The following is a 22,926-nucleotide window of genomic DNA, read 5'->3' on the forward strand; positions in this document are numbered from 1 at the left end:
AGGGGCGGGGTTACCCCGCCCCTACACCAGATTGATTCATTGGGCAAAAGCTTCGATCAGGGCAACAATGGCAGGACTCAAACTAGGGAGGATAACAACAGTTGCAGTTGCAATGATGATCGTAATCGCCATCCGCACCATGCCGTCTGTACCCCGCTGGAAGGCATCAAACTTGTAGTCTTGATTGTCAACTTTCTGAGAAAGCGCTTTGATATCCTGGCTTAGCTCTTTCCGAACATCTTCAATTTCGTCACGCAATTCTTCCCGTAGCTGAATTAGCGCGTCGCGGATGTCGTTGTTATCTGGATTTTCTGGTATCTGCATGGCGCTAGTTAAGTACATAGAGAAGTACGTATAAGCTGATTCTAAACCAGATGATTCCGTTCTTTTAGCTAAGGCTTGTCAGCAATGGAGATGAAAACAATTCAAATTCGGGTCAGTGCGGAGGCCGCTGAGCGATTTGCGGCTGCTTCTGAAGAAGATCGGCGCAAAATTGAAGCTTTGCTGAGTCTACAACTAGGAGAATTAACGCAACCCAAGCGATCGCTAGAAGAAATCATGGATTCCATGAGCCAATATGCTCAGGCCCAAGGTTTAACACCGGAGATTCTAGATAGCTGTTTTAATTGATGGACAAGCTATACACAGACTGAATTTGAGAGTTACTGGAAAAAAGATGGATCTAAAAGAAATCGGCGACGAATTAAGAGCCCATAAAACACCTGTTGACGTGGTGAACGGATTAGATGGTCACAGTGAGTTTCTAGTTTCTGAAACAGTTGCCGAAGAATTGAGACAAAATCCTGACTTTATGAAGGAAGACTATTGGTACCTGGCGATAGGAAAATGTAGTGACGCATCTCAATTAGAGTGGGAAATTACTATCAATGCCGATGGTGTTCAAAAGCCAATTAAGGGAAGTGTTGAATTTAAAGATAGTTTTCCAGTTCTTGCTTGACTTAGGACTGTGAATTAAATAAGTCCGCAAACTGTAGGGGCGGGTTTTGCCGTCAATTCTATAACTAGGTGTAGATTAGTTTACTAAACCCGCCCCTACCCAATATCGAACTTATTTAATTCACAGTCCTTACGAATTTTGCCTAACTAGAAGTGACTAAATTCTAAACAACCTACTGAACGAGAATTATGGGAAAACCAACCGGATTTATGGAATTTTTGCGCGAGGTGGCAACTGAAGTTGCACCGAGCGATCGCATTCGCAACTGGGATGAATTTCATCTGCACATGCCCGATGAGAAGCTGCAAACCCAGGGCGCTCGCTGCATGGATTGCGGCACTCCCTTCTGCCACACGGGCATGGAGATCAATCGCGCTGCCAGCGGTTGTCCAATTAATAATCTGATCCCGGAATGGAACGATTTAATTTATCGGGGACGCTGGCAAGAAGCACTCGATCGGCTGCACAAGACCAACAATTTCCCAGAGTTCACCGGACGCGTCTGCCCCGCTCCCTGTGAAGGAGCCTGCGTTCTGGGCATCATCGAGCCGCCCGTTACAATCAAAAATATTGAGTATTCCATTGCCGAGAAGGGTTGGGAAGAGGGCTGGATTACGCCCACGCCACCGAGTAAGCGGACGGGTAAGAAAGTTGCCGTCGTCGGTTCTGGGCCAGCAGGCTTATCAGCAGCAGCCCAGTTGAACTCGGCTGGTCACTGGGTGACGGTCTACGAACGCGCCGATCGGCCCGGTGGTCTACTCATGTACGGCATTCCCAACATGAAGCTAGATAAGAAAAAGGTGGTGATGCGCCGCTTAGATGTTCTGGAGGCCGAAGGCGTCACCTTTATCTGCAACACCGAAATCGGCAAAGATATTCCCACCGAAAAGCTGATGAATGACTTTGATGCGGTGGTTCTCTGCACGGGTTCCACGCGTCCGCGTGATTTGCCGATTGAAGGCCGCGATCTACAGGGCATTCACTTCGCAATGGAGTTCCTAACGGCCAATACGCAGGCCGTTTTGAATGAAACGCCAGGAGATAACTACATTTCGGCCGCAGGCAAAGATGTCGTGATTATCGGCGGCGGCGATACGGGAACAGACTGTGTGGGCACCTCCATCCGCCACGGCTGCACCAGCGTCACCCAAATTGAAATCATGCCGAAGCCGCCGGAAACCCGCGCCGCCAGCAATCCCTGGCCAGAGTGGCCCAAAATTTATCGGATGGACTATGGGCAAGAAGAAGCCGCCGCCATGTTTGGCCATGACCCACGGGTTTATACCACCACGGCGACCAAATTTGAAGGTGATGAAAACGGTCAAGTTCGAGCCGTTCATACCGTCCAGGTTGAGTGGATGCGCAACGAACAGGGACAGTTTATTCCCCAGCATGTTCCAGGAACAGAAAAGGTCGTTCCGGCTCAACTGGTGTTGCTAGCAATGGGTTTCCTAGGGCCAGAGCAGCCGATTATTGATGCGCTCGGTCTAGAGCAGGATGGCCGCAGCAATATCAAAGCGGAACATGAGCAGTACACGACTAGTATTCCTGGCGTATTTGCCGCTGGCGACTGCCGCCGGGGTCAAAGCCTGGTTGTGTGGGCATTTAATGAAGGTCGCGGAGTAGCACGAGAGTGCGATCGCTATTTGATGGGTGCAACTGAGCTTCCTTGATTGGGCAGATAACTCATCCATCTCATGAGAGAATAGGACTTTCACGAGACTTAATTTCATGCCTGCAGACTACATTCAAAACGAAGCTGAATTCGACAACCTTTTGAGCACAGAACCATTTTTGGTCGTAGACTGCACCGCTTCTTGGTGTGGCCCATGCAAGCTGGTTGCGCCGCTGATCGATAAACTTGCAGACGAATATAGCGATCGCGCCAAGGTTTTCAAGTTAGATCTAGATTCCAATCAGGCAGTCGCTAAGCGATACGGAATTCGCAGCATTCCGGCTGTGATGATTTTCAATCAGGGCGAAGTGGTTGAAACGATTGTCGGCGCGAAGAAGTATGAAGAGTACAGCGCCACCCTTGATCAGCATCTAAACTAGTGGTCAGGTTCAAAAAGAGAGGCAGTCCTGCGTTGCACGACTGCCTCTCTTCGTAATAAACCACCGGGTTTTGACCGGACTTTGTATTATTTCGCAAAGTTAGCCGGATCTTGGTCGCGGCGATGGCGAACGGGAATAGGAACCCCCTGCCGATCTCCAGCGAGGGATGCCGTTTTTTCTAGGGCCTCTCGCAGCCGCTTGGCCGCATAGATCGACATATCGCGCGGAACATTAATGCGATCGCGCAAGTACCGCAGCCCAATATCCGATTCCGGCGACGGCGTACAAACATCGCCCGTCATCATGTAGGTCAACGCACAGCGCAGCGCCTCGTCAAAAACCTGATCATCTACTGGATTGACGCGGATAATGTTTGCGCGATGCTTGATCACCCGCTGGAGCGCTTCTGCCCGTGAGGTTTCCGGTTCTGGATAAGTTACATCGGGTAGACCCAACCAAGGGCCATGATCGACCTGAGCTTGATTCGCTTTAGTTTGTGGATCGTTATTTGCGTAACAACCGCCCATCTGCGGCGGCAAATCGTGGGCATGGGTATGAAAGTCGCTCTGAGTACCGCGATAGGTGGAGCGGCTTTCCATCGCGTCAAACCAAGCTGAGAAACGCGGGTTCTCCTCCCGCAGTGAGTAGCCTTTGTAGTAGTAAAGGCTAGCGTTCATGCGCTCCACGTAGGGTGTGAACACTATATCCACAACGCTGAAATCCTCTAGGAAATAGGCTCCAGGAGTACTAGCTAGTGCTGCTTCCACTTGGGCAACAACGCTGGTGAACTGTTCCCAGCTGCGCTGTTCCTCCTTGGCGGAGCGACTTGGATAGCAAAGCCACATGCACCAGGCCCGAAAAAGCTGCCGTTCCAGCTGCCGTAGCGATAAGACACCAGGATCTTTCATACTGCGATTGAGTGGGCCAAAGGCTTGCTCTAGCGCCATTAAAATATCGTCGCTTTCGGTAATCAACTGCCCATCTAGCTCAAGCGCAGGCAACATACCGGACGGCACTTTCCGCTTGTACCAAGCTTCCTTTTGGCCGTAGCAGAACATGGTGACTTTTTCGATCCGGTAGGGAATCTGCTTTTCCTCTAGCCACAGCCAAACCTTTTGGCAGTAGGGACACCAAGCATGATTATCGCGATACAGCGTCACTCGCACGTCGGCTTCAGAATGGCCAAACAGGCGCAGTCGCGCTTGAGCATTGGTTGGCCCATTGACAGTGTCGATCTGGAAATCAGTCAGGGCTTCTAGTTCTGTCCAACTGAGAGGAGCAGTAGTCATAGCGTTATGGCTTCTAAGCAAGAATGTTAGGTCGCTATCGTCTAATGTAAAACAAAGTTTACATTTCTCACACCTTACACGAAGTCCGATGAAAACTCGATGGTTCATTTTTGTGAAAGGCTGGCTGGGTCAGCCTTTCACAAAAATGAATTGGGCTCTCATACAGGGACTTGATCTTACGAATCAATCCCAAACGAGAGCGTCTGCTGCGGTGCGGCAGACGCTCTCGTTTGGGATTGATTCAGATAACGACGCGCTATCGACTATAGGTTTTGGTACAGTCCAGCAACCGTTGTGCTAATTCCTCACTGAGCTGGTCAGAACTCGTGTAGCGCCAGCGCCAGTTACCAGCGGGCGTACTGGGGTCGTTCATACGGCCTTCGTGGCCGAGGCCCATCACGTCCTGTAGCTGCACAATGGCTAGATCGGCAATCGACGCATAGGCTAGTCGCAGCAGTGCCCAGTTGATTTCCTGAATTTGGTTAGGAGAGTCAAAACCGAGATAACGAGCGACAGACTGCTTCACCTGATCGCTGGCATCCTGCTCCCACCAGCCGATGGCCGTATCGTTGTCGTGGGTGCCGACGTAGACGACGCAGTTGCGGACAAAATTATGGGGCAAATAGGGATTTTTATCGTCCTCTCCAAAGGCAAACAGAAGAATTTTCATGCCGGGGAATTCGAAATTGTCGCGCAGCGCTTCCACTTCCGGCGTGATGATGCCCAAGTCTTCGGCGAGGACAGGTAGACTGCCAAGCCGCTCTCCTAATGTTTCGAAAAAGGCATATCCTGGTGCTTCAATCCACTCGCCATTCATGGCGGTTTCTTCCCCAGCAGGCACTTGCCAGTAGGCTTCAAAGGCGCGGAAGTGGTCAATCCGGACGATATCAACGTATTCTAAGGTGGCTTTGAAGCGCTTCACCCACCAGTCAAAATTGGTGCTCTTCAGGTAGTCCCAGTCGTAAACCGGATTACCCCAGAGCTGTCCAGTGGCGCTGAAGTAGTCTGGCGGAACGCCTGCGATGTAGAGCGGCTGTAGCGTTTCCGGGTCGAGCTTGAAGCATTTTGGATCGGCCCAAACGTCAGCGCTGTTGTAGCAAACATAGATGGACACATCGCCGACGATTTGAATGCCGCGCTCGTTGGCGTAAGCTCGTAACCGCTTCCACTGCTCAAAGAACTTGAACTGCACAAAGCGGTGATACTGAATCTCATCCTTGAGCGTTTCGGCCTGCTCTTGCATGGCTGCGGGTTCGCGACGCGCGATCGCACTTTCCCATTGACTCCATTCTTTACCGTCATTGGCGTCTAGCAGCGCCATAAACAAGACGTAGTCCTCTAGCCAAGCAGCTTGTTCTTGGCAGAACTGCTCAAAGGCATCGTCGGGTTTGAATCGCTGATAAGCCTGTCGGAGATACTGGGTTTTGTGAGGAATGACTCGGTCGAAATCAACGCGGGTCGGATCAGTATCCGTGATCGGTTCGAGCTGATCGGCATCCAGCAAACCTTCTTCTGCCAACTGCTCCAGGCTGACCATCAGCGGATTGCCCGCGAAGGCGCTGAAGTTCATCGTGTAGGGCGAATGCTCGTAACCCGTTGGCCCCAGCGGTAGGATCTGCCAAATCCGCTGACCGCTGCGCTCCAGAAAATTAATAAACTCGTAGGCTGACTGGCCTAAATCACCAATCCCAAACTGACTGGGTAAGCTAGTGGGGTGTAGGAGGATTCCGCTGGAGCGTTGGAAGGGCATACAAAATTTGAGTTAATTGGCTACCACAAATTAACGTTAGATCGCGATTTCAGGCATGAATCGCAGGATAGATTTAAGGTGCGGTAGGTGAAATAGATGCAATAGGTGCAATAGATAGGTGCGGTAGGTGAAATAGATGCGATCGCATCTATCGCAGCTCACTGGCTAACAATCGCAAGCTGTTGTATAGAAGATTACTAGCAAGATTACTGATCAAAGATTTATCAAGGCTTCCTAACCTGCCTCACACTTTGCTTACGCTTTAGTCACAAGTAATACAGTGAAATCACTGAATTTGCTCCTATAAATCTCTATAGGTTGTGTGTGCTGCGTGTACTGCGCTTTAACTCCCGTAATTACACGCAGAACTTCTTCTTATATCAAGTCTGGTTAAAAAAACATCATTCATTTTTGTGAAACGCTTGCTCTGCAAGCGTTTCACAAAAATGAATTGGGTTCTTACACACAGACTTGATATTAGTTTTCAATTACTTTGTAGGAGCGGACTCGGTGTTTAATCCTGTAAAATACGCCGCTGTTGCGGCGGCGGTCTCAGTAGTTTCACTTCCCAAAGCCTCTTTAGCGGCGACATTCAGTTTAATTGATGCTTCCGTTTCAGATATCAATCGCGCCTTTAACGCAGGTGCTCTGACCTCAGAAAGCCTAACTCAGCTCTATCTCAACCGGATTGACGCCTATGAAGGGCAGCTCAACAATTTCATCAGCATCAATCCCGATGCCTTAGAAACAGCCAAGCTACTGGATCTAGAGCGGCAAACCTCCGGGCCACGCAGTATCCTGCACGGCATTCCCGTTGTCCTCAAAGACAATATTGACACCTTTGATCTGCCCACAACAGCCGGGTCGGTGGCGTTAGAAGGCTCGATTCCGCCAGATGATGCGTTCATCACGGCTAAGTTGCGCGATGCTGGAGCCATCATTCTGGGCAAAGCCAGCCTGACTGAATTTGCCAACTTCCTTACGTCAGGTATGCCAGGCGGCTATAGCTCTCTCAACGGCTATACCTTTAACCCGTACAATCCGTTTCCACTAGAAGGCGGAGATGGCAGACCTGCACTGTCACCTGGCGGATCGAGTGCAGGATCGGGAGCTTTAATAGCCGCAAACTTGGCTCCGCTTTCGATTGGGACTGAAACCTCCGGATCGATCTTGAGTCCGGCCAACCAAAATTCGGTCGTTGGTATCAAGCCAACCGTCGGTCTGATTAGCCGCGACGGGATTATTCCAATCGCGGCCAGTCAAGATACGGCTGGCCCCTTCGGTAAGACGGTTGCTGATGCGGCAGCCTTGCTAGGCTTCTTGACGGGAGTTGATCCGAGCGATCCGGCGACGGCGGCAAGTGAGGGCAAGTTTTTTACTGACTACACTCAATTTTTAGATAAGGATGCGCTAGCAGGCGCTCGGATTGGGGTGCCCCAGGCACAGTACTGGGAGGGTCTAGACACAGATCAGATCGCTATTGTCGAAGATGCGATCGCAACCATTGAGTCCCTCGGTGCAGAGATCGTCTACGAAGATATTCCTAATCTGGAAGATGTCAATGCCCTCAGCTCTGACGTACTGTTTTATGAGTTCAAGCGTGACTTAAACGCCTATCTTGAAAGCCTGGGGCCAGATGCTCCGGTCAAGAGTCTAGCCGACGTAATCGCCTTCAATGAGGCCAATGCAGACGTGGCGCTGAAGTATGGTCAAACCCGTGCAGCCCTGGCTGAGGAAAATGATCTGTCCCCCTTCAGCGAAGACACACTGGCCTACTTGGAAGCTCGAATCGCAGACTTAAAGGTTGCCAAAGAGGAAGGCATCGACGCCTACATTGAGACGTTTGACCTGGATGCGATTCTGTTTCCAGCCACCCGAGGCGCAGGCATCGCTGCCAAAGCTGGCTACCCCAGCGTTCTAGTACCGGCTGGCTATTTAGAATCAGGCGCACCCTACGGTGTCACCTTCTCAGGACTGGCGTTTAGCGAACCTGACCTGATTGGCTTTGCCTATGCTTACGAGCAAGCGTCTCAAAAGCGGGTTGCCCCCAGTCTATTTCCAGCCCTCGCCGGAGAAGAGTTTGAGTACAAGGCTGTGCCTGAACCTGGCACGCTGCCTGCTGTCGTCGCGCTGGGTGGTGCGCTGCTGGGGTATCGACTGATCAAGTGGCGGTCTACCGTTCAGGTCTAGCAGCTACTTGAGTGAAAGCCCTGACTAGCCTGTGTTTCGCGTAGTCGTATGATGCCCTCATCCCCCAAGCCCCTTCTCCCACAGGAGAAGAGGAGCCGGAGGAAAGTCCCTCTCCCTGCGGGAGAGGGATTTAGGGTGAGGGCAAAGAGCATTTTGGGTCTTTCGGGATTCGGGATTAGACGATTACTCGACGTCTGCTTCCACAGCGGGAACGCCGTTTCAGGAGTCTGTATCCCAGTAAAGCGCCACCCATACTGACCAAAACAACTTCAAAACCAGGCTCTGGCACGGGTGTATACTCAAACTCTTCGCCTGCCAGAGCTGGCGTCAGGGTTGGAGATTTACGGTACTTCGTTGCCTGCTCAAACGAGTAGGCCAATCCTAATAGAGTTGATTCGCTAAACGGGCGGCCTGTAAGGGACAAGGTGACTGGCAAACCCTGAGAGCCAAATCCGGCTGGAACGGTCACATCCGGCAGTCCAGTCGAACTGGCAAAAAGTGCTTGTCGAGATGGCGGATTACCCGGCGGATCGACAAAAGTTGGATCGCTAATTCCAATTGCCGGACGAGCAAAGGTATCGACCGTCGGGAAAAGAAACGCATCCAGATCGAGCGAATCGAGCCGACCGATCAATGTGTCTCTGAGGAAGGGTGCAATTACTTCAGCGACTTCCTGATAATCGTCCACTTCTGATTCTCCTTCTTCAACCGAGGAGCTTAATGTGCCGATAATTCTAGAGGGCGTTGCAGAATTGGCAACTTCTGGAGACTCCAAAATGGCAATGATTTCTTCTAACGTCTTAGGATATTCAGGATCTAAGGTCGCCAAATATTCTTCCAGATAGATCTCCTGCTCAACATCAATCGCAGTACCATATACCCCGCTTAAGGTTGACAAGAAATCATCTTCAAAGGACGTTTCAACAATCTCGGCTCCTAACCCTTTCATCACCTGGATCGCGTTTTCTACCAGGGCGGTAACCTCTGGATCAACCCCGTTTTCTTCGCCCAGATAGTTGGTGACCAAACCCAAGCGAGCACCTTTCAACGCATCCTTATCGAGGAACTGGGTGTAGTCGTCGTAAAACTTATCTAGCTCAATCGGCGGAGCCTCAATCGGTGTTTTAATGCCTGGATTATTCGGATCAAACTCTGCCATTATACTCAGTGCGATCGCAGCATCTTCAACCGAGCGAGCCATTGGGCCAATCATATCTCTGGACAACACGAACGGAATAATGCCGTCCAGACTCAGCAGTCCCCGCGTCGGTCGAACACACACTAACCCTTGGAACGAACAGGGGGTTCGGATGGAACCACCCGTATCGCTGCCTGTACCAAAGGTAGCAAAATTAGCCGCGATCGCAGCTCCTGTACCGCCGCTCGAACCACCGGACTGCCGCAGCAAATTGTATGGGTTGAAGGTTTGCCCGCCAAGGGAACTGTAGCCTGAGCCAGAGATGGCAAATTCGTCCATCTCGGCTTTGCCAAAAATAATAGCTCCAGCATCGCGGAGTAAATCCACAACAAAGGCATCATCTGGTGGAATTGATCCTACCAGTGCATCCGAGCCTCCCGTCGTGGGTATATCAAAAGTATCGTGATTGTCCTTAAACAGAATCGGAATGCCATGCAGTAGACTGCGAGGGCCGCTCGTTTGACGCTCCAAATCGAGGGCTTTAGCAATGTCTAAAACATTCGAATTCGTGGCAATAACCGAATTAATGGCTGGGCCAGTATCATCATAGGCGGCAATCCGATCCAGGTACAATCCCACCAATTTTTCTGATGTTAAAGCACCTGAGTTAAAGGCTTTATTAATATCGCGAATGGTGGCATCCTGCAAGCTAAACGTTGCTGCGATCGCAGATTCTGCCGTAACAATAGCCAGCGACGCACATGCCGCTGCAAAACTTGCAACAGTCTTGAACATAGTAGAAACTCTTCAGCGAATTGAACAACAGGGAGCAGCTTCTAAAACAAAAGAAAAAGTAAACTCTTCGTATCTTTAAAAGCATCAGCTCACAATATTTTACAGATTTAATTATCTCAACAATTTCCGCAAAAAACCGTCCAAACTGAACAGTAAAAATCGAGTCAGGGAGAGAATATTCAAAGCTTTAATATGAGAAATTTACTGCAAAAATAATTATAAATATTGGACTTAGCACTACACCTACAAGGTAGATAACAGTGCTTTAAGGATTGTGAAGCAATTAGCCTACAAGTCGTTTTACCTGTAGGGACACGGCAATGCCGTGTCCCTACGATAAGGATTTCAACTGATTAAATTTGCGTTCCTAAGTGTCGCTTTGTTTGTCAGATATGGCAACGCAATTTTTTGAAATAAAAACAAGTTAACAGTACAAAACTGCAACTGCTTTTAAGGAAATTCATTTTAGTGGGTTGAGTTGACGTTGTTCATCCCAACCCCAAAGAAATTCAATTTTTCTGTCAGCAAACCAGATCAGCGGAACTTCATCACTGGTAATAACTAAATACCTAAACCTGGCTAGATTTTCTTCTGCTTACAGCTAATGCTCCGCCGACAACCATCACTAAGGCCACAGTCGTACCAGGTTCAGGAATTTTTTCACCTGGCAGCGGAGGGGTAGTGCTGGGCGGACGACGAAAGCCTGTACCTTGTTCGAAGGCATAGGTAAGCTTGAGCAACGTTGGCTCATCATAAGCTCTGCCCAAAAACTCTAAGCCAACGGGTAAGCCATCCTCTGTAAAACCAGCCGGAACCGTAATTGCAGGGAAACCAGAGAATGGGCTTAAGCGATTACCCGCACCAGCCGCCAAGCCCTCACCTAGAATATTGGGCGGGCTTGCCACCGAGGGATAGATCAGCGCATCTAATCCCGTCAGTGCCTCCAACAGAGAGGTTTGAGTGAGAACGGGGCGCTCAGTGATGATGCGAATATACTCTGGGTCATCTTCTGGTGCAGGTCGCTCATTTCGGGAGATATAGGATTCTTCAAACTCTTCCAGATAAAGCCCACTGTCAATGATGTCTCCTAATGATTTGACTCCAGACGGTGGGGTAGGACGCTCCGCCAGATAGTTGTTTAGATCCCGCTTGAACTCGAAGGAACTGAGACTAGGGAACGACAGTATTTCGCTAAGGTTGGGAATGGTAACGTCTTTCACCTCTGCGCCCAAGGCACTGAGGGCGTTGATCGCGTTGTTAATCACCGCTGTTGTCTTGGCACTCTCAGGATTCGAGTCGAGGCCGAATAAATCGCGCACGACGCCAATCTTGGCCCCCTGTAGCCCATTTAGATCGAGAAAGGTCGTATAGTCATCGGGAATCTTGCCGATGCTACCTGCGGTCGCTGGATCGTCAGGATCAAAGCCCACAGTTGCGTTTAGGGCTAAAGCTGCGTCCGTCACAGTGCGGGTCATGGGGCCACCCACGTCTTGACTCAGCGCCAGAGGAACAATGCCGGAACGACTGGAGAGGCCAATGGTCGGACGAATACCAACTAGGCTGTTAAACGACGAAGGTACCCGAATTGAGCCACCCGTGTCAGTACCAAAGCCTAAAACACCAAAATTAGCTGCGATCGCAGCTCCGGTACCGCCGCTAGAACCACCAGCATTTCGAATTGGGTCATAGGGATTAACCGTTGTCCCTCCCAGTGAGCTAGTGCTGGTAAAGGAAAACGCAAATTCTGAAAGGTTAGCTTTGGCTAGAATGAGCGCCCCTGCTGCTCTCAGACCAGCCACCTGGAACGCATCTTCTCCAGTTAAAAAGCCTTCTAGTGCCAAGGCTCCTGCGGTTGTCGGCATATCGACCGTGTCATAGTTATCCTTCAGAATGACAGGGACACAGTGGAGTGAGCCGACTGGCCCAGACGCTGCATAGGCAGCATCAAGTTCAGCCGCAATACCCAGCGCATTGGGGTTCGTCGCAATAATGGCATTAAGAGATGGGCCTTGATCGTCGTAAGCCTCAATCCGGTTGAGATAGAGCTGGGTGATGTCGGTACAGGTCACTGCTCCAGAACTCAGCCCCTGTTGAATGCTCTCAACGGTTGCTTCGCTGAGGTCAAATTTCGCCGCCTTTGCCGCATCTACAGCACAAAACAAGACTGTAGCCGACAAAGTTGTGCAAAAAGCAGCCGTTTTAGCAAGATTAGTCATGGTAGATGAAGGGAACTCTGTAGTGAAATAACTCAGACAGCCAGGACATTGAGTGCTGCGCTCCCGAATATTACTGAGGCTTTCTTTGTCAAGTTTGTTTTTACTGATACAAGCTTCATCAACCCTTACAGATTCTTCGCAGAAAGATCAGTTTTTGTGAAGCTGCGATAAAGCCACGGCTAGATTAAGATTGCATCAAATCAGCATCACAATCCAAAACGTGATGCTGGTGCCGAACAGCGACAGCAGCAAAATCACTCTGCTGCTTTTTTGAGTGAGTATGTGAATCTACGTACTCAATAGCAACAAATAGCCAGATAGCCCTTCGGTCGTAACTACGCTAACACTCTAGTGCTTTGTCAAGTGCGTTTTGAGGGGTAGAAGAATTTTGAAAATATTGCTGAGCAATATTTTCAAAATTCTTCTACCCCTCATCTTTACTTTGACAGACTACTAGATACGACCAACCGTTTCGACTTTTCTCTGAAATCGGAAAACTTTGGCTTGATCAAGCACGCAGACCGCAATCAGTTAAACCAATCAGTTAAACCAATCAGTTAAACATCGTGTGTCTGATGCAGCGGCCAACAGCTTTGCCATAGCGGCCGTCTTCTACTTCAAAAGCCAGGTTATCAGCCAAAGCCGTCACCCTCAGCTCCTGTCCCTCTCCAGTCTGCCCCAGCCACAGGCGTTCAGAGCTATCCTCTTCTTCACGACTAACGGTTACGATTTCAATGAGTGTCTCATAGCCAGATCCCCGATAAATCTGGACACTAAATGTCGGGGCCATAACATCTAATTCGTCTACTTGATAAGACCGCAGCTCACCCGCTGCTTCACACTGCCAAACAATTGTTTCGTCAAACGTCATGGGAGTTCCAGCAACGACTAGAGAACTGAGCAATCCGAGCCAGGGAGAAATGAGCAGCATTAATTTCATCCTTATTTATATATTTATATCGGTAGCAAGAAGCCAATTTGATCAGAAACCATTAGTTTGGGAGGGTTGTTTTTGGATATAAGTAGCCTTCGTTGTGACCAAATGCGATCGCATGTCAGCGGATTGTCATTGGATCAACCATTTGAGCTAGCATAATGCCGTCAAGCAACAGCGCTCTTAGACCGAAACAGAACCGATAGGAGAAGGAATAGTGACCAACGCTCAGCACGTTCTACTGGATAATGATCCGCTTTGGTTTAAGCAAGCCGTTATTTATGAAGTGCCCGTTCGTGCCTTTGCTGATAGTAATGCCGATGGCATTGGCGATCTGGCTGGTTTAACCAGCAAGCTCGACTATCTACAGGATCTCGGCGTGACAGCGCTGTGGCTCTTACCCTTTTTCCCATCGCCGCTGAAAGACGATGGCTACGACATCTCGGACTACACCAACGTCAATCCTAGCTACGGTACCCTGGACGATTTCAAAACCTTTCTAAACGAGGCTCACAAGCGGGGCATCCGCGTCATCGTTGAGTTGATTGTCAACCACACGTCCGATCAGCATGAGTGGTTTCAGCGTGCCCGCCAAGCGCCCAAAGACAGCGTTGAGCGTGACTTCTATGTGTGGAGCGATACACCCAAGAAATACGAAGAAGCACGGATTATCTTCCAGGACTTTGAAACCTCGAATTGGGCCTGGGATCCGGTGGCACAATCCTACTACTGGCATCGGTTTTACTCCCATCAGCCGGACTTGAATTACGATAATCCCGCTGTCCGCGAAGCCGTATTCAAGGTGCTCGACTTTTGGCTGAGCATGGGCGTGGATGGATTGCGCATGGACGCCGTTCCCTATCTCTATGAGCGAGAAGGTACCAACTGCGAGAATTTACCGGAAACCCATGATTTCTTAAAGTCGCTCCGGACCCATGTAGATAAGCACTTTCCCAACCGGATGCTGCTGGCGGAGGCGAACCAGTGGCCGGAGGACGCGGCAGCGTATTACGGCGATGGCGACGAGTGCCACATGAACTTCCATTTTCCGCTGATGCCTCGCTTATTTATGGCGCTGCGGATGGAAGACAATTTTCCAATTATTGACATCTTGCAGCAGACCCCGGAAATTCCCGACAACTGCCAGTGGGGCATCTTCCTGCGCAACCATGACGAGCTGACGCTGGAAATGGTGACAGATGAAGATCGGGACTATATGTATCGGGTCTATGCCCAAGATGCCCAGATGCGAATCAACTTGGGCATTCGGCGGCGGCTGGCTCCGCTGCTGGGCAACGACCGTCGCCAAATTGAGCTGCTGAATAGCCTGCTGCTGTCCTTGCCCGGAACTCCTGTGCTGTACTACGGCGATGAGATTGGCATGGGCGAGAATGTGTACCTGGGCGATCGCAACGGCGTACGCACTCCCATGCAGTGGAATCCCGATCGCAATGCGGGCTTTAGTAAGGCATCTCCTCAGAAGCTCTATCTGCCGCTGGTGATTGACTCCGAGTATCACTATGAAGCGGTCAATGTGGAAGCGCAGCGGTCAAACACCAACTCGCTTTGGTTCACAATCAAGCGCCTGCTCGCCACTCGGAAGCGGTTCAGTGCCTTTGGTCTAGGCTCATTCGAGCTATTGCACCCAGAGAACCGCAAGGTCTTGGCCTTTATTCGCCGCTACAAGGACGAGCAAATTCTGGTTGTTGCCAACCTATCGCGCTTCTTGCAGACCGTTGAGCTAGATCTCTCTGAGTTTGAGGGACAGGTTCCGGCTGAAATCTACGGTGGAACTGAATTTCCAACCATCACCAAGAATCTGTACTTCTTGAGCGTTGGCCCCTACGCCTGCTACTGGTTCACGATCAAGTTCCCCTCTGATCGGCTGCAAACACTGCGACGACGCGAGACGCCCAATATTCGCCTTGCTATGCCTTGGCATCAAGCCTTGCAGCAAAAGGAGTTGGAGGCACCGCTAGAAGCCGCACTCATGGAATATCTGCATACCTATCGCGGCTTTACGGGCAGAATTCAGGCGCTGCGGGTGGCCGAAGTTTTACCCGTACCGAAAGCCAGCCACCCTGCCTGGATGGTGTGGTTGCGGATAGAACCGATCGAAGGCGAAGCTCGCACTTATCTGACGGTCATGAGCCAGGTAGCGGGAGACGAAGCGGTACACATGTTGTCCGAAGATCCCCAGATGGTGATTGCCCAGCTACAGTCTCCGGGCCAAGACGAGACGGACGACGCGGACGGGATGAAAGTAATCTTCGATGCGATGGCTCCCGATAGCGGTCGGACTGAACCCGTCATGCAGTCCATTTTCCACTCATTACTGCAGACGATTGCTCAACAACAGTTCTCGAAAGGACATGCGGGCCAGTTGTTTGCTACTATGACCGATCAGTTTCCCACATTATCAGACGAGGATCTGGCGGAACTTCATGCCGTACCGCTGCGGGAAACCCAGCGCAATACCTGCATTGTTTATGATGAGCTGTTGCTGCTGAAGTTGTTCCGTCGTCAAGAAGAAGGGATCAACCCGGATTTAGAAATCCGTCGCTTCTTAACTGAAAAGCACTATTCGAAGCATGTTGACCTGATGGCCGGGGCGCTAGAGTACCACCGTCCCGATCGAGGTGCGATCGCAGTTGGCCTCTTGCAAACTTATGTCCCAGATGTCCGCAACTTCTGGAACTACACGCTGGATAGTTTGAGAGACTTATTCGAACAGGTTTTATCTCGCCGGGATGAAATGCCAGAGGTGCCCGTTCCCTCGGAGACGCTGCTGGAGTTGCAGGCAATGGAAATTCCAGACTTGGCTAATGAAACCTTTGGACACTATCTGACCAATATTCACACTTTGGGCGAAACCACGGCTGAACTGCACCTTGTCCTCGCCTCCGATGAGGACAATCCCAATTTCGCGCCGGAGCCGTTTACATCGCTTTACCAGCGTTCTGTTTACCAATCAGCCCGCAACCTAACGGGCCAAACCTTCCGCACGCTGAACTACAAAGCGAATTCCCTGCCAGAGCCGATTCAGCCTGTCGTGAAACAAGTACAGACTCAGCGAGGAAATGTTCTCAACCACTTCCAGACCATTCTCGAAACCAAGGTAAACGCACAGCGAATTCGCATTCACGGCGATTATCACCTGGGTCAGGTGCTGCACACGGGGCTTGACTTTGTGATTATCGACTTCGAGGGCGACCCCATGCTGCCCCTCAACGAACGGCGAATTAAACGCTCTCCCCTGCGCGACGTGGCTGAGATGCTGCAATCCTTGGGCTACGCGGCTGAATCGGCTTTCCTGCGCGAGAACGAGAGCGGTATGCTGGCTCCTGAGCAGCTTACCTATATTGAGCAGTGGAAGCAGTTCTGGTTACGCTGGGTAAGTGCCACTTTCTTAAAGGGATACCTTGATAAGGCCAGTACGGGTTCGTTTTTGCCCATTGATGCGTCAGAGCTGAATGTGCTGCTCAAGACCTATCTCCTTGAGCGCACGATGTACAGCCTGACCCGTCAGCTCAACAAGCCGGACTACGATTTTGGTGTGACTGTGGCGCTGCAAGAGGTTCTACAAACCTTGCAGTTCCCGGAGTATGCGGATGGAGCTACGACTTAGCTCAGCTTATCAGCAGCGGCTTGCCCTCACCCTAAGTCCCTCTCTCGCTGGGAGAGGGACTTTTGATCTAGCTTCGCTGCTAACTTGCGCTAGATTTTCTAACGCTAGAGAAGTGGAAAAGGCGTTAGCGGGGGATCGTACAACTACGCCAAACACATACGCTGCCCCACATCACAACTCACACTTAAAATCAGCAATCCCGACCGAGGAAAACGCTTGGTTTAGCTATCGTTTACCCATTCATCATCTCAACTAAGGCAGACCTATATAAGTTTTAGATTCCAACCCGATACAGAGGCAAATCGTAGATGGTCACGAAACCATAGAGGAATGGAATGTATTTGATAAAAACCTGAATCGGGGTACAGAATTGGTTTTCGCGCAACGCCCGCGCTGCGGGCGTTGCGCGAAAATAGTTGAAATTTGCTACCAAATTCCGTATGACCGACTAGGGTTGCAGTAAACGAGAGGTTTCTAAATTATGGCTGGTCGGCTAGAAGGTAAAGTTGCCATCATCACGGGTGCCGCAACGGGGATTGGCGAAGCGATCGCACATAAGTTTGCGATGGAAGGAGCAAAAGTGGTCATCAATGGATTGCCGGATGATCCCGTCGATGATGTTGTCACCGCAATGCAAAAACATGGTGCAGATGCGATCGCACATAAGGGCGATATTTCCCAAGTGGCAGAAGCGCAAGCTTGTGTACACATGGCAGTTCAGCAGTTTGGGAAACTGGATATTCTGGTTAACAATGCGGGTGTATTCTTGGTAGCCGCAGAAACGCAGGACTATCCAGTTGAGCTGTTCGACCGGACGCTGCAAATGAATCTGCGATCGGCCTTTTTGATGACTAAGTGTGCCCTGCCCCATCTGCAAAAGACGCGTGGCTGCATTATTTCAGCAGGTTCGGAAGCCGGTTTTAATGGGTTGGCGCAAAACACAACCTACGGCGGCACCAAAGGCTGGATGCATTCATTTATGAAGGGTGTAGCCGTGGAGCAGGCCAAATACGGCGTTCGTGCTAACTGCGTCTGTCCTGGAGCGATTGATACTGCTTGGACGCATAAGGAAACCGGGCCGATGGATCAGCAAATGGAGAAAATGCTGATTCAAGCTACGCCAATGGGACGGCGCGGTACACCCGAGGAAATGGCCAACGTCTATGCCTTCCTAGCGTCAGATGAAGCCAGCTACGTGACGGGTGCACTCTGGCTCGCGGACGGCGGCGTTACCGTTGCCAAAGGTTCTGTGGGTAGCCAGGTACCTGATGAGCTGAAGCAGGAACCACAGGGTTCTCTATCCGATTTGAAACATAGTCGCGATGGTTTAGAAGGAAAACAGGTGAAGACACTGAAATAGTCGATGCCTAAGAGACTATTTTGCCGCCGCGATGCGGCGGCAAAATAATCCTCCTGGGTTTTGGCAAGATGTGAGTAAGTACGGTTATGTGGACGCAGAGCGCTCCACATAACCGTTTTTGTACTGAATGGGGTCAAACCGCTATAAATCAATTTGTGAGTTTTATTACTGTTTTATTACATAGAGGGCAATATGTATTGATCAATACAATCGTTGTCAGAGTCTTCCTATTTACTACCGAAACAAGGTGAAGGCCAAATATCACTAGATAAACCAGTTTTGCTGTGGCTGAAGCTAGCAGATTGTTTTGTTCCTCTTTCTCTAAAAAACGTTTGGCTAACACCCGTTGAGCTAATACGAAATCCGCTCACAAAAACCAGTTTTTATTTTTTGTGAAAGTTAGACACAGCCCGACTTTCGCAGAACATAGTTCAGGTTCTTGCTAGTCGGATTCGGTACAAGAGTGCGTGAGGTGATGCATCAATGAAGCGGCGAAGGTTCTTTCAGTATGCGGGTTTAGGTAGTATTGGCTTTCTGCTAGCAAGCCGCGATCGCGCTTTTAGCTCATCTCTGACTCAAGCCGAGTATCAGCCCGATTTGAGTTTAAGAACCTTTCGGTTTGATGTGACCACAGTTGATAAAGCGGGACGGATTAAGCAGCGTTCGACCCATACGGCTCAATTCTTCTCAGCTCCTATTGGTCAGACTGAATCTTCTGAATTTATCGATATGGTAGCGATTGCTCCCGGTCAGTTCTGGATGGGCGCATCTAAAACGGAAGCTGATGCTAAAGGCCATGAATTTCCTCGGCATCGGGTCAATTTATCACCCTTTTTGATCAGTAAATATCCGATTACCCAAGCCCAATGGACAGCCGTAGCAGCACTGCCCACAGTCCAGCGTGAGCTTAATCCTGTGCCTTCTTATTTCCAAGGTGATCACCATCCTGTCGAAAGCGTGTCTTGGCTAGATGCAATGGAATTCTGCGATCGCATCAGTCAGTATACGGGTCGTCGCTATCAGTTACCCAGTGAAGCCCAGTGGGAATATGCCTGTCGGGCTGGGACGCGGACGCCGTTTAGTACCGGGGAAACGATTACTAGCGAACTCGCTAATTATGTCGGAGCCTATACCTACCGAGCGGAACAGAAGGCCAGCTATCCGCAATCGACCTTACCCGTGGGACAATACTCGCCGAATGCCTTTGGTCTTTACGATATGCACGGCAACGTTTGGGAATGGTGTGCTGACACCTGGCACGCCAACTATCGAGGCGCACCGAGAGATGGAACAGCCTGGGTGAGCGCTAAACCTTCGCAACTGCGGGTGATTCGGGGTGGTGGCTGGCTCGATGCCCCCACAATGATTCGATCCGCCAGTCGCTCCGGTTATCTAGAAACGGCGCTGAATCGAACGATTGGGTTCCGAGTGGTTACAGTTTAGGATTTCTCTCATCCTCACCCTCATCCACGATAGAGCGAACAAAATATTTTCATCTAGCTCCCCTCTCCCGTGGGAGAGGGGCCGGGGGTGAGGGCTTCCAGCAACAGTTACGTAAGCAGAGAGCAGGAAACGAATGGCATTAGTGCAGAAGAAAGTTCCCGTTACGGTCTTGACCGGCTATTTAGGAGCAGGGAAAACCACCTTGCTCAATCGCATTTTGACCGAAGAGCACAATCAGCGAATCGCCGTGATTGTGAATGAGTTTGGCGAAGTCGGCATTGACCATCAGCTAGTGGTCAACGCCGATGAAGAAATCTTCGAGATGAATAACGGCTGCATTTGCTGCACTGTGCGCGGCGACCTGATCCGCATCATTGGTGAGCTGATGTCGCGCCGCGATCGCTTTGATCATCTGGTGATTGAAACAACCGGACTGGCCGATCCGGCTCCCGTTATCCAGTCCTTCTTTGTCGATGAAATTATGCTGCGGCAGACCCAGCTCGATGCCGTGGTCACTGTGATTGACGCCAAGCATATCTGGGAGCACTGGGACAGCAGCGAAGCCCAGGAGCAGATTGCCTTTGCCGATGTCATCTTGCTTAATAAAACCGATCTGGTTTCTACCGAGCAGCTACATGCACTAGAGACAAAGGTACGAAGCATAAATGCGATCGCAAAAATCCACTCTACCCAAAACTGCGAAATCGAGCTAAATGCTTTGTTGGGCGTACAAGCCTTTGACTTGAAGAATGCACTGAGCATCGATCCGGAGTTTCTAGAGGAAGATGCCCATGAGCATGATGAGACGGTATTTTCGGTGGCGATTACTGAATTGGGTACGGTTGATGGCGATAAGCTCAATCGCTGGCTCTATCAGCTGATACAGGAGCGGGGGCCAGACATTTTCCGCATGAAGGGCATTTTGGACATGGACAACGCCGATCGCCGCTTTGTCTTTCAAGGCGTTCACATGACCCTTGATGGCCGCCCCGGCAAGCCCTGGCGACCAGGAGAGACACGCCGCAATGAGCTGATCTTCATTGGCCGCAATCTCGACGAAGCCGCACTCCGGGCTGGCTTTCAAAGCTGCCTAGCCAAAGCCTATGCCCATTCTTCTTAACAGACACCGCCTTTTGAAGTCCCTCTCCCTCGGGGAGAGGGATTTAGGGTGAGGGCAAACGTTCTGTTTACCGCAGTTAGTACCATTTGAACTAGAGACAGACCTATGAAACTACAGCATAATCTGGGTGGATTAGAAGGGCTTGATCCGATCAATCCCGAACCACAGGTTTTCGTTGAACCCTGGGAAAAGCGCATTTTCGGCATTCATACGGCGATGATGGCGCTCAGTAACCATCTGGGCGAATCCTTACCGGGTTATACGATTGAGGAAGTTCCCACCAACTTCAAAAGCTTCTGGACCTGGGGCCACCTGCGCATGGGTGCTGAGGGCATGCATCCCTTTGAATATTTTCGGTTGCGCTATTACGAGAAGTGGCTTGGCGGCATCTCCGGCTTCTTTGTCGAGGAAGGCTACATTACTCAAGAGGAGCTAGATACTCGTACCGCTGAATTTCTGGAAGATAGCGAGAAAGCCGCTGCACCTTTACCCAGTGGTGGCGATCCGGCCATTGATGCTCAGGTGCTGAAATACCTGCGGGAAGGGGATTCCCCGATGCGGGATTTACCTGCACCACCCCTGTTTAGCGTTGGCGATCAGGTGCGGGTGAAGAACGTAGCTCCAGGGGCACACAGCCGATTGCCCGGTCATTTACGAGGACGTGTAGCCACGGTCGTTCTAGTTTATGACAACGCTTTCACCTACTTCTTCCCCACAGAGGACGGTATCGGCGTACCTATGCCCGTATATAGCTTGGCGTTTAACCCAGCAGACATCTGGGATGCGTCGCTGATTGACGCTAATTCAGTGTATTACAACGACATTTTTGAAGTGTATTTAGAAGCGGTGTAGGGAGAGAGTATGCCTAGCAACTATCCAGGATTTAAGTACAGTGCCGATCGGGAGACGTTTAGCGCCGCCAAGGTCAAAGCCCTAGAGTCTCTTTTAATCGAAAAGGGCATTATCACGGGCGATACGGTAGACAACATCCTCGGCTACTTTGAAACCGAGATGGGGCCGTTCAATGGGGCCAAACTGGTGGCTCGGGCCTGGGTTGATCCAGAGTTCAGAGCGCGACTGTTAGCTGACTGTAACGCTGCCTGTGCCGAAATGGATTTTCCTGAAGGCATGTCCGGTGCAGAAGGTGAGCATATGCGGATCGTGGAAAATACACCCGAGGTACATAACGTAATTGTCTGTACACTCTGCTCCTGCTATCCCTGGCCGACGCTGGGTTTGCCGCCCTATTGGTTCAAAGATCCCACCTTTCGGGCACGGGTGGTTCGCGAACCGCGAGTAGTGCTATCGGAGTTTGGCGTCGATTTAGGTGAATCGGTTGAGGTACGAGTTTGGGACAGTAGCGCTCAGATTCGCTGGTGGGTGCTGCCGATGCGTCCCGCTGGCACAGAAGGCATGGGCGAAGCGGAATTGGCGGCTTTGCTAACCCCAGAAGCCATGATGGGCGTCGCCACTGTCAAAGTCTAGTTCTGTAGGCTGCATCAAGTCTATTCAGTTAGGCGAGGGGAGTGAGGAGTGAGGCGAATTAACGCTCAGCACTGAACATAATTTGATTTGTAGGTTGGGTTTCGCAAGCTCAACCCAACCTACAAATCATAACGGTGATTGGAGAAAGTGGATAGTCCCCAGCCAAGAGCTGGAATGCTGATTGTGAGCAGGTTTGAAGCGCATGTTTACTAAGTTTGAACACTTTGCCGCCACTAGTTTAATGGGGTCGCCGGAAGAGGCTCCGCCGCGCAAAGATGGCCATTTACACTTTGACCGTGACTGGGAAAAGATGGCCTTTGGAGTTGCGATCGCACTTTCGAAACAAGGCTACTTTGAATGGGAGGATTTTCGCCAAACGTTAATCAGCACCATTCATGAATGGGAATCAACTCATAAGCTGGACGATCCGGAGTGGGATTACTATCAGTGCTGGCTGGCGGCCCTTGAAAAGCTGGTGGTTGAATCCGGCGTGCTCAAAGCCGGAGAGCTGGAAGCTCAACTGGCTCAGTTACTGGACTGTAAAGGTAACACCCTGCAAGCATGA

The 22,926-nt window shown here is 50.6% G+C and carries 18 protein-coding genes; 12 read left to right on the forward strand and 6 right to left on the reverse strand.

The features are described from left to right. Nucleotides 1–36: 36 nt before the first annotated feature. Entirely contained in the window at nucleotides 37–342 is a 306-nt protein-coding gene (locus AC286M_RS03320; RefSeq protein ID WP_488203028.1) for a ssr2422 family thylakoid membrane protein, read from the reverse strand. 72 nt (nucleotides 343–414) lie between these two features. On the opposite strand from AC286M_RS03320, the gene AC286M_RS03325 reads away from it, so the two are divergent. From AC286M_RS03325 to trxA, 4 genes are all read left to right on the forward strand, one after another. Further along, nucleotides 415–630 (forward strand): hypothetical protein, encoded by a 216-nt coding sequence (locus AC286M_RS03325; protein WP_488203029.1) that lies wholly within the window; start codon nucleotides 415–417, stop codon nucleotides 628–630. A 46-nt stretch (nucleotides 631–676) separates the two neighbouring features. After that, on the forward strand, nucleotides 677–958 hold the full coding sequence (locus AC286M_RS03330; protein WP_488203030.1) for a hypothetical protein: 282 nt from the start codon (nucleotides 677–679) through the stop codon (nucleotides 956–958). Between the two features lie 188 nt (nucleotides 959–1,146). Further along, a complete protein-coding gene (gene gltD, locus AC286M_RS03335) occupies nucleotides 1,147–2,631 on the forward strand; it encodes a glutamate synthase small subunit (protein ID WP_488203031.1) in 1,485 nt (494 codons plus the stop codon). 58 nt (nucleotides 2,632–2,689) lie between these two features. Continuing rightward, nucleotides 2,690–3,013, forward strand: a complete 324-nt coding sequence (trxA, locus tag AC286M_RS03340) for a thioredoxin (protein WP_488203032.1) — start codon at nucleotides 2,690–2,692, stop codon at nucleotides 3,011–3,013. Between the two features lie 86 nt (nucleotides 3,014–3,099). On the opposite strand, the gene AC286M_RS03345 is transcribed toward trxA, so the two are convergent. Together AC286M_RS03345 and malQ are read right to left on the reverse strand one after the other, a co-directional pair. Further along, nucleotides 3,100–4,302, reverse strand: coding sequence for a glutathione S-transferase family protein (locus tag AC286M_RS03345; RefSeq protein ID WP_488203033.1), 1,203 nt, complete (start codon nucleotides 4,300–4,302; stop codon nucleotides 3,100–3,102). 256 nt (nucleotides 4,303–4,558) lie between these two features. Then, nucleotides 4,559–6,052 carry a 4-alpha-glucanotransferase gene (malQ, locus tag AC286M_RS03350; protein ID WP_488203034.1) on the reverse strand — a complete coding sequence of 498 codons (1,494 nt, stop codon included), beginning with the start codon at nucleotides 6,050–6,052 and terminating at the stop codon, nucleotides 4,559–4,561. A gap of 510 nt (nucleotides 6,053–6,562) precedes the next feature. Here malQ and AC286M_RS03355 point away from each other — a divergent pair. After that, nucleotides 6,563–8,242: an amidase family protein gene (locus AC286M_RS03355; protein WP_488203035.1), complete on the forward strand. Its 1,680-nt coding sequence runs from the start codon at nucleotides 6,563–6,565 to the stop codon at nucleotides 8,240–8,242. A 175-nt stretch (nucleotides 8,243–8,417) separates the two neighbouring features. Here AC286M_RS03355 and AC286M_RS03360 read toward each other — a convergent pair whose 3' ends face one another. The 3 genes from AC286M_RS03360 to AC286M_RS03370 all read right to left on the reverse strand — a co-directional run bounded on the left by AC286M_RS03360 (nucleotide 8,418) and on the right by AC286M_RS03370 (nucleotide 13,322). After that, nucleotides 8,418–10,175 (reverse strand): amidase family protein, encoded by a 1,758-nt coding sequence (locus AC286M_RS03360; RefSeq protein ID WP_488203036.1) that lies wholly within the window; start codon nucleotides 10,173–10,175, stop codon nucleotides 8,418–8,420. A gap of 569 nt (nucleotides 10,176–10,744) precedes the next feature. After that, nucleotides 10,745–12,391, reverse strand: coding sequence for an amidase family protein (locus AC286M_RS03365; protein WP_488203037.1), 1,647 nt, complete (start codon nucleotides 12,389–12,391; stop codon nucleotides 10,745–10,747). A 553-nt stretch (nucleotides 12,392–12,944) separates the two neighbouring features. Beyond that, nucleotides 12,945–13,322: a hypothetical protein gene (locus AC286M_RS03370; RefSeq protein WP_488203038.1), complete on the reverse strand. Its 378-nt coding sequence runs from the start codon at nucleotides 13,320–13,322 to the stop codon at nucleotides 12,945–12,947. A gap of 220 nt (nucleotides 13,323–13,542) precedes the next feature. Here AC286M_RS03370 and treS point away from each other — a divergent pair, with 220 nt between their 5' ends. The 7 genes from treS to AC286M_RS03405 all read left to right on the forward strand — a co-directional run bounded on the left by treS (nucleotide 13,543) and on the right by AC286M_RS03405 (nucleotide 22,926). Further along, the gene (gene treS, locus AC286M_RS03375; protein ID WP_488203039.1) at nucleotides 13,543–16,953 is read left to right on the forward strand and encodes a maltose alpha-D-glucosyltransferase; all 3,411 of its coding nucleotides are present in this window, start codon (nucleotides 13,543–13,545) and stop codon (nucleotides 16,951–16,953) included. 481 nt (nucleotides 16,954–17,434) lie between these two features. After that, nucleotides 17,435–18,313, forward strand: a complete 879-nt coding sequence (locus tag AC286M_RS03380) for an SDR family NAD(P)-dependent oxidoreductase (protein ID WP_488203040.1) — start codon at nucleotides 17,435–17,437, stop codon at nucleotides 18,311–18,313. 483 nt (nucleotides 18,314–18,796) lie between these two features. After that, complete coding sequence (locus AC286M_RS03385; RefSeq protein WP_488203041.1) at nucleotides 18,797–19,756, forward strand: formylglycine-generating enzyme family protein; 960 nt, start codon at nucleotides 18,797–18,799, stop codon at nucleotides 19,754–19,756. 133 nt (nucleotides 19,757–19,889) lie between these two features. Then, entirely contained in the window at nucleotides 19,890–20,876 is a 987-nt protein-coding gene (locus AC286M_RS03390) for a CobW family GTP-binding protein (RefSeq protein ID WP_488203042.1), read from the forward strand. A 105-nt stretch (nucleotides 20,877–20,981) separates the two neighbouring features. Then, nucleotides 20,982–21,728, forward strand: a complete 747-nt coding sequence (gene nthB / locus AC286M_RS03395; RefSeq protein ID WP_488203043.1) for a nitrile hydratase subunit beta — start codon at nucleotides 20,982–20,984, stop codon at nucleotides 21,726–21,728. Nucleotides 21,729–21,737: 9 nt separating this feature from the next. Beyond that, nucleotides 21,738–22,361, forward strand: a complete 624-nt coding sequence (nthA, locus tag AC286M_RS03400) for a nitrile hydratase subunit alpha (protein ID WP_488203044.1) — start codon at nucleotides 21,738–21,740, stop codon at nucleotides 22,359–22,361. A 202-nt stretch (nucleotides 22,362–22,563) separates the two neighbouring features. Next, a complete protein-coding gene (locus AC286M_RS03405; RefSeq protein ID WP_488203045.1) occupies nucleotides 22,564–22,926 on the forward strand; it encodes a nitrile hydratase accessory protein in 363 nt (120 codons plus the stop codon).

The sequence above is a fragment of the Thainema salinarum CENA647 genome, assembly GCF_057732415.1.

Excerpts from the sequence above, each read along its gene's own strand:
- AC286M_RS03365 (WP_488203037.1), bottom strand. The coding sequence starts at position 12,391 with ATGACTAATCTTGCTAAAACGGCTGCTTTTTGCACAACTTTGTCGGCT.
- nthA (WP_488203044.1), top strand. The coding sequence starts at position 21,738 with ATGCCTAGCAACTATCCAGGATTTAAGTACAGTGCCGATCGGGAGACG.
- gltD (WP_488203031.1), top strand. The coding sequence starts at position 1,147 with ATGGGAAAACCAACCGGATTTATGGAATTTTTGCGCGAGGTGGCAACT.
- malQ (WP_488203034.1), bottom strand. The coding sequence starts at position 6,052 with ATGCCCTTCCAACGCTCCAGCGGAATCCTCCTACACCCCACTAGCTTA.
- AC286M_RS03380 (WP_488203040.1), top strand. The coding sequence starts at position 17,435 with ATGGCTGGTCGGCTAGAAGGTAAAGTTGCCATCATCACGGGTGCCGCA.
- AC286M_RS03360 (WP_488203036.1), bottom strand. The coding sequence starts at position 10,175 with ATGTTCAAGACTGTTGCAAGTTTTGCAGCGGCATGTGCGTCGCTGGCT.
- trxA (WP_488203032.1), top strand. The coding sequence starts at position 2,690 with ATGCCTGCAGACTACATTCAAAACGAAGCTGAATTCGACAACCTTTTG.
- AC286M_RS03345 (WP_488203033.1), bottom strand. The coding sequence starts at position 4,302 with ATGACTACTGCTCCTCTCAGTTGGACAGAACTAGAAGCCCTGACTGAT.
- AC286M_RS03405 (WP_488203045.1), top strand. The coding sequence starts at position 22,564 with ATGTTTACTAAGTTTGAACACTTTGCCGCCACTAGTTTAATGGGGTCG.
- nthB (WP_488203043.1), top strand. The coding sequence starts at position 20,982 with ATGAAACTACAGCATAATCTGGGTGGATTAGAAGGGCTTGATCCGATC.
- AC286M_RS03330 (WP_488203030.1), top strand. The coding sequence starts at position 677 with ATGGATCTAAAAGAAATCGGCGACGAATTAAGAGCCCATAAAACACCT.
- AC286M_RS03320 (WP_488203028.1), bottom strand. The coding sequence starts at position 342 with ATGTACTTAACTAGCGCCATGCAGATACCAGAAAATCCAGATAACAAC.
- AC286M_RS03385 (WP_488203041.1), top strand. The coding sequence starts at position 18,797 with ATGAAGCGGCGAAGGTTCTTTCAGTATGCGGGTTTAGGTAGTATTGGC.
- AC286M_RS03370 (WP_488203038.1), bottom strand. The coding sequence starts at position 13,322 with ATGCTGCTCATTTCTCCCTGGCTCGGATTGCTCAGTTCTCTAGTCGTT.
- AC286M_RS03325 (WP_488203029.1), top strand. The coding sequence starts at position 415 with ATGAAAACAATTCAAATTCGGGTCAGTGCGGAGGCCGCTGAGCGATTT.
- AC286M_RS03390 (WP_488203042.1), top strand. The coding sequence starts at position 19,890 with ATGGCATTAGTGCAGAAGAAAGTTCCCGTTACGGTCTTGACCGGCTAT.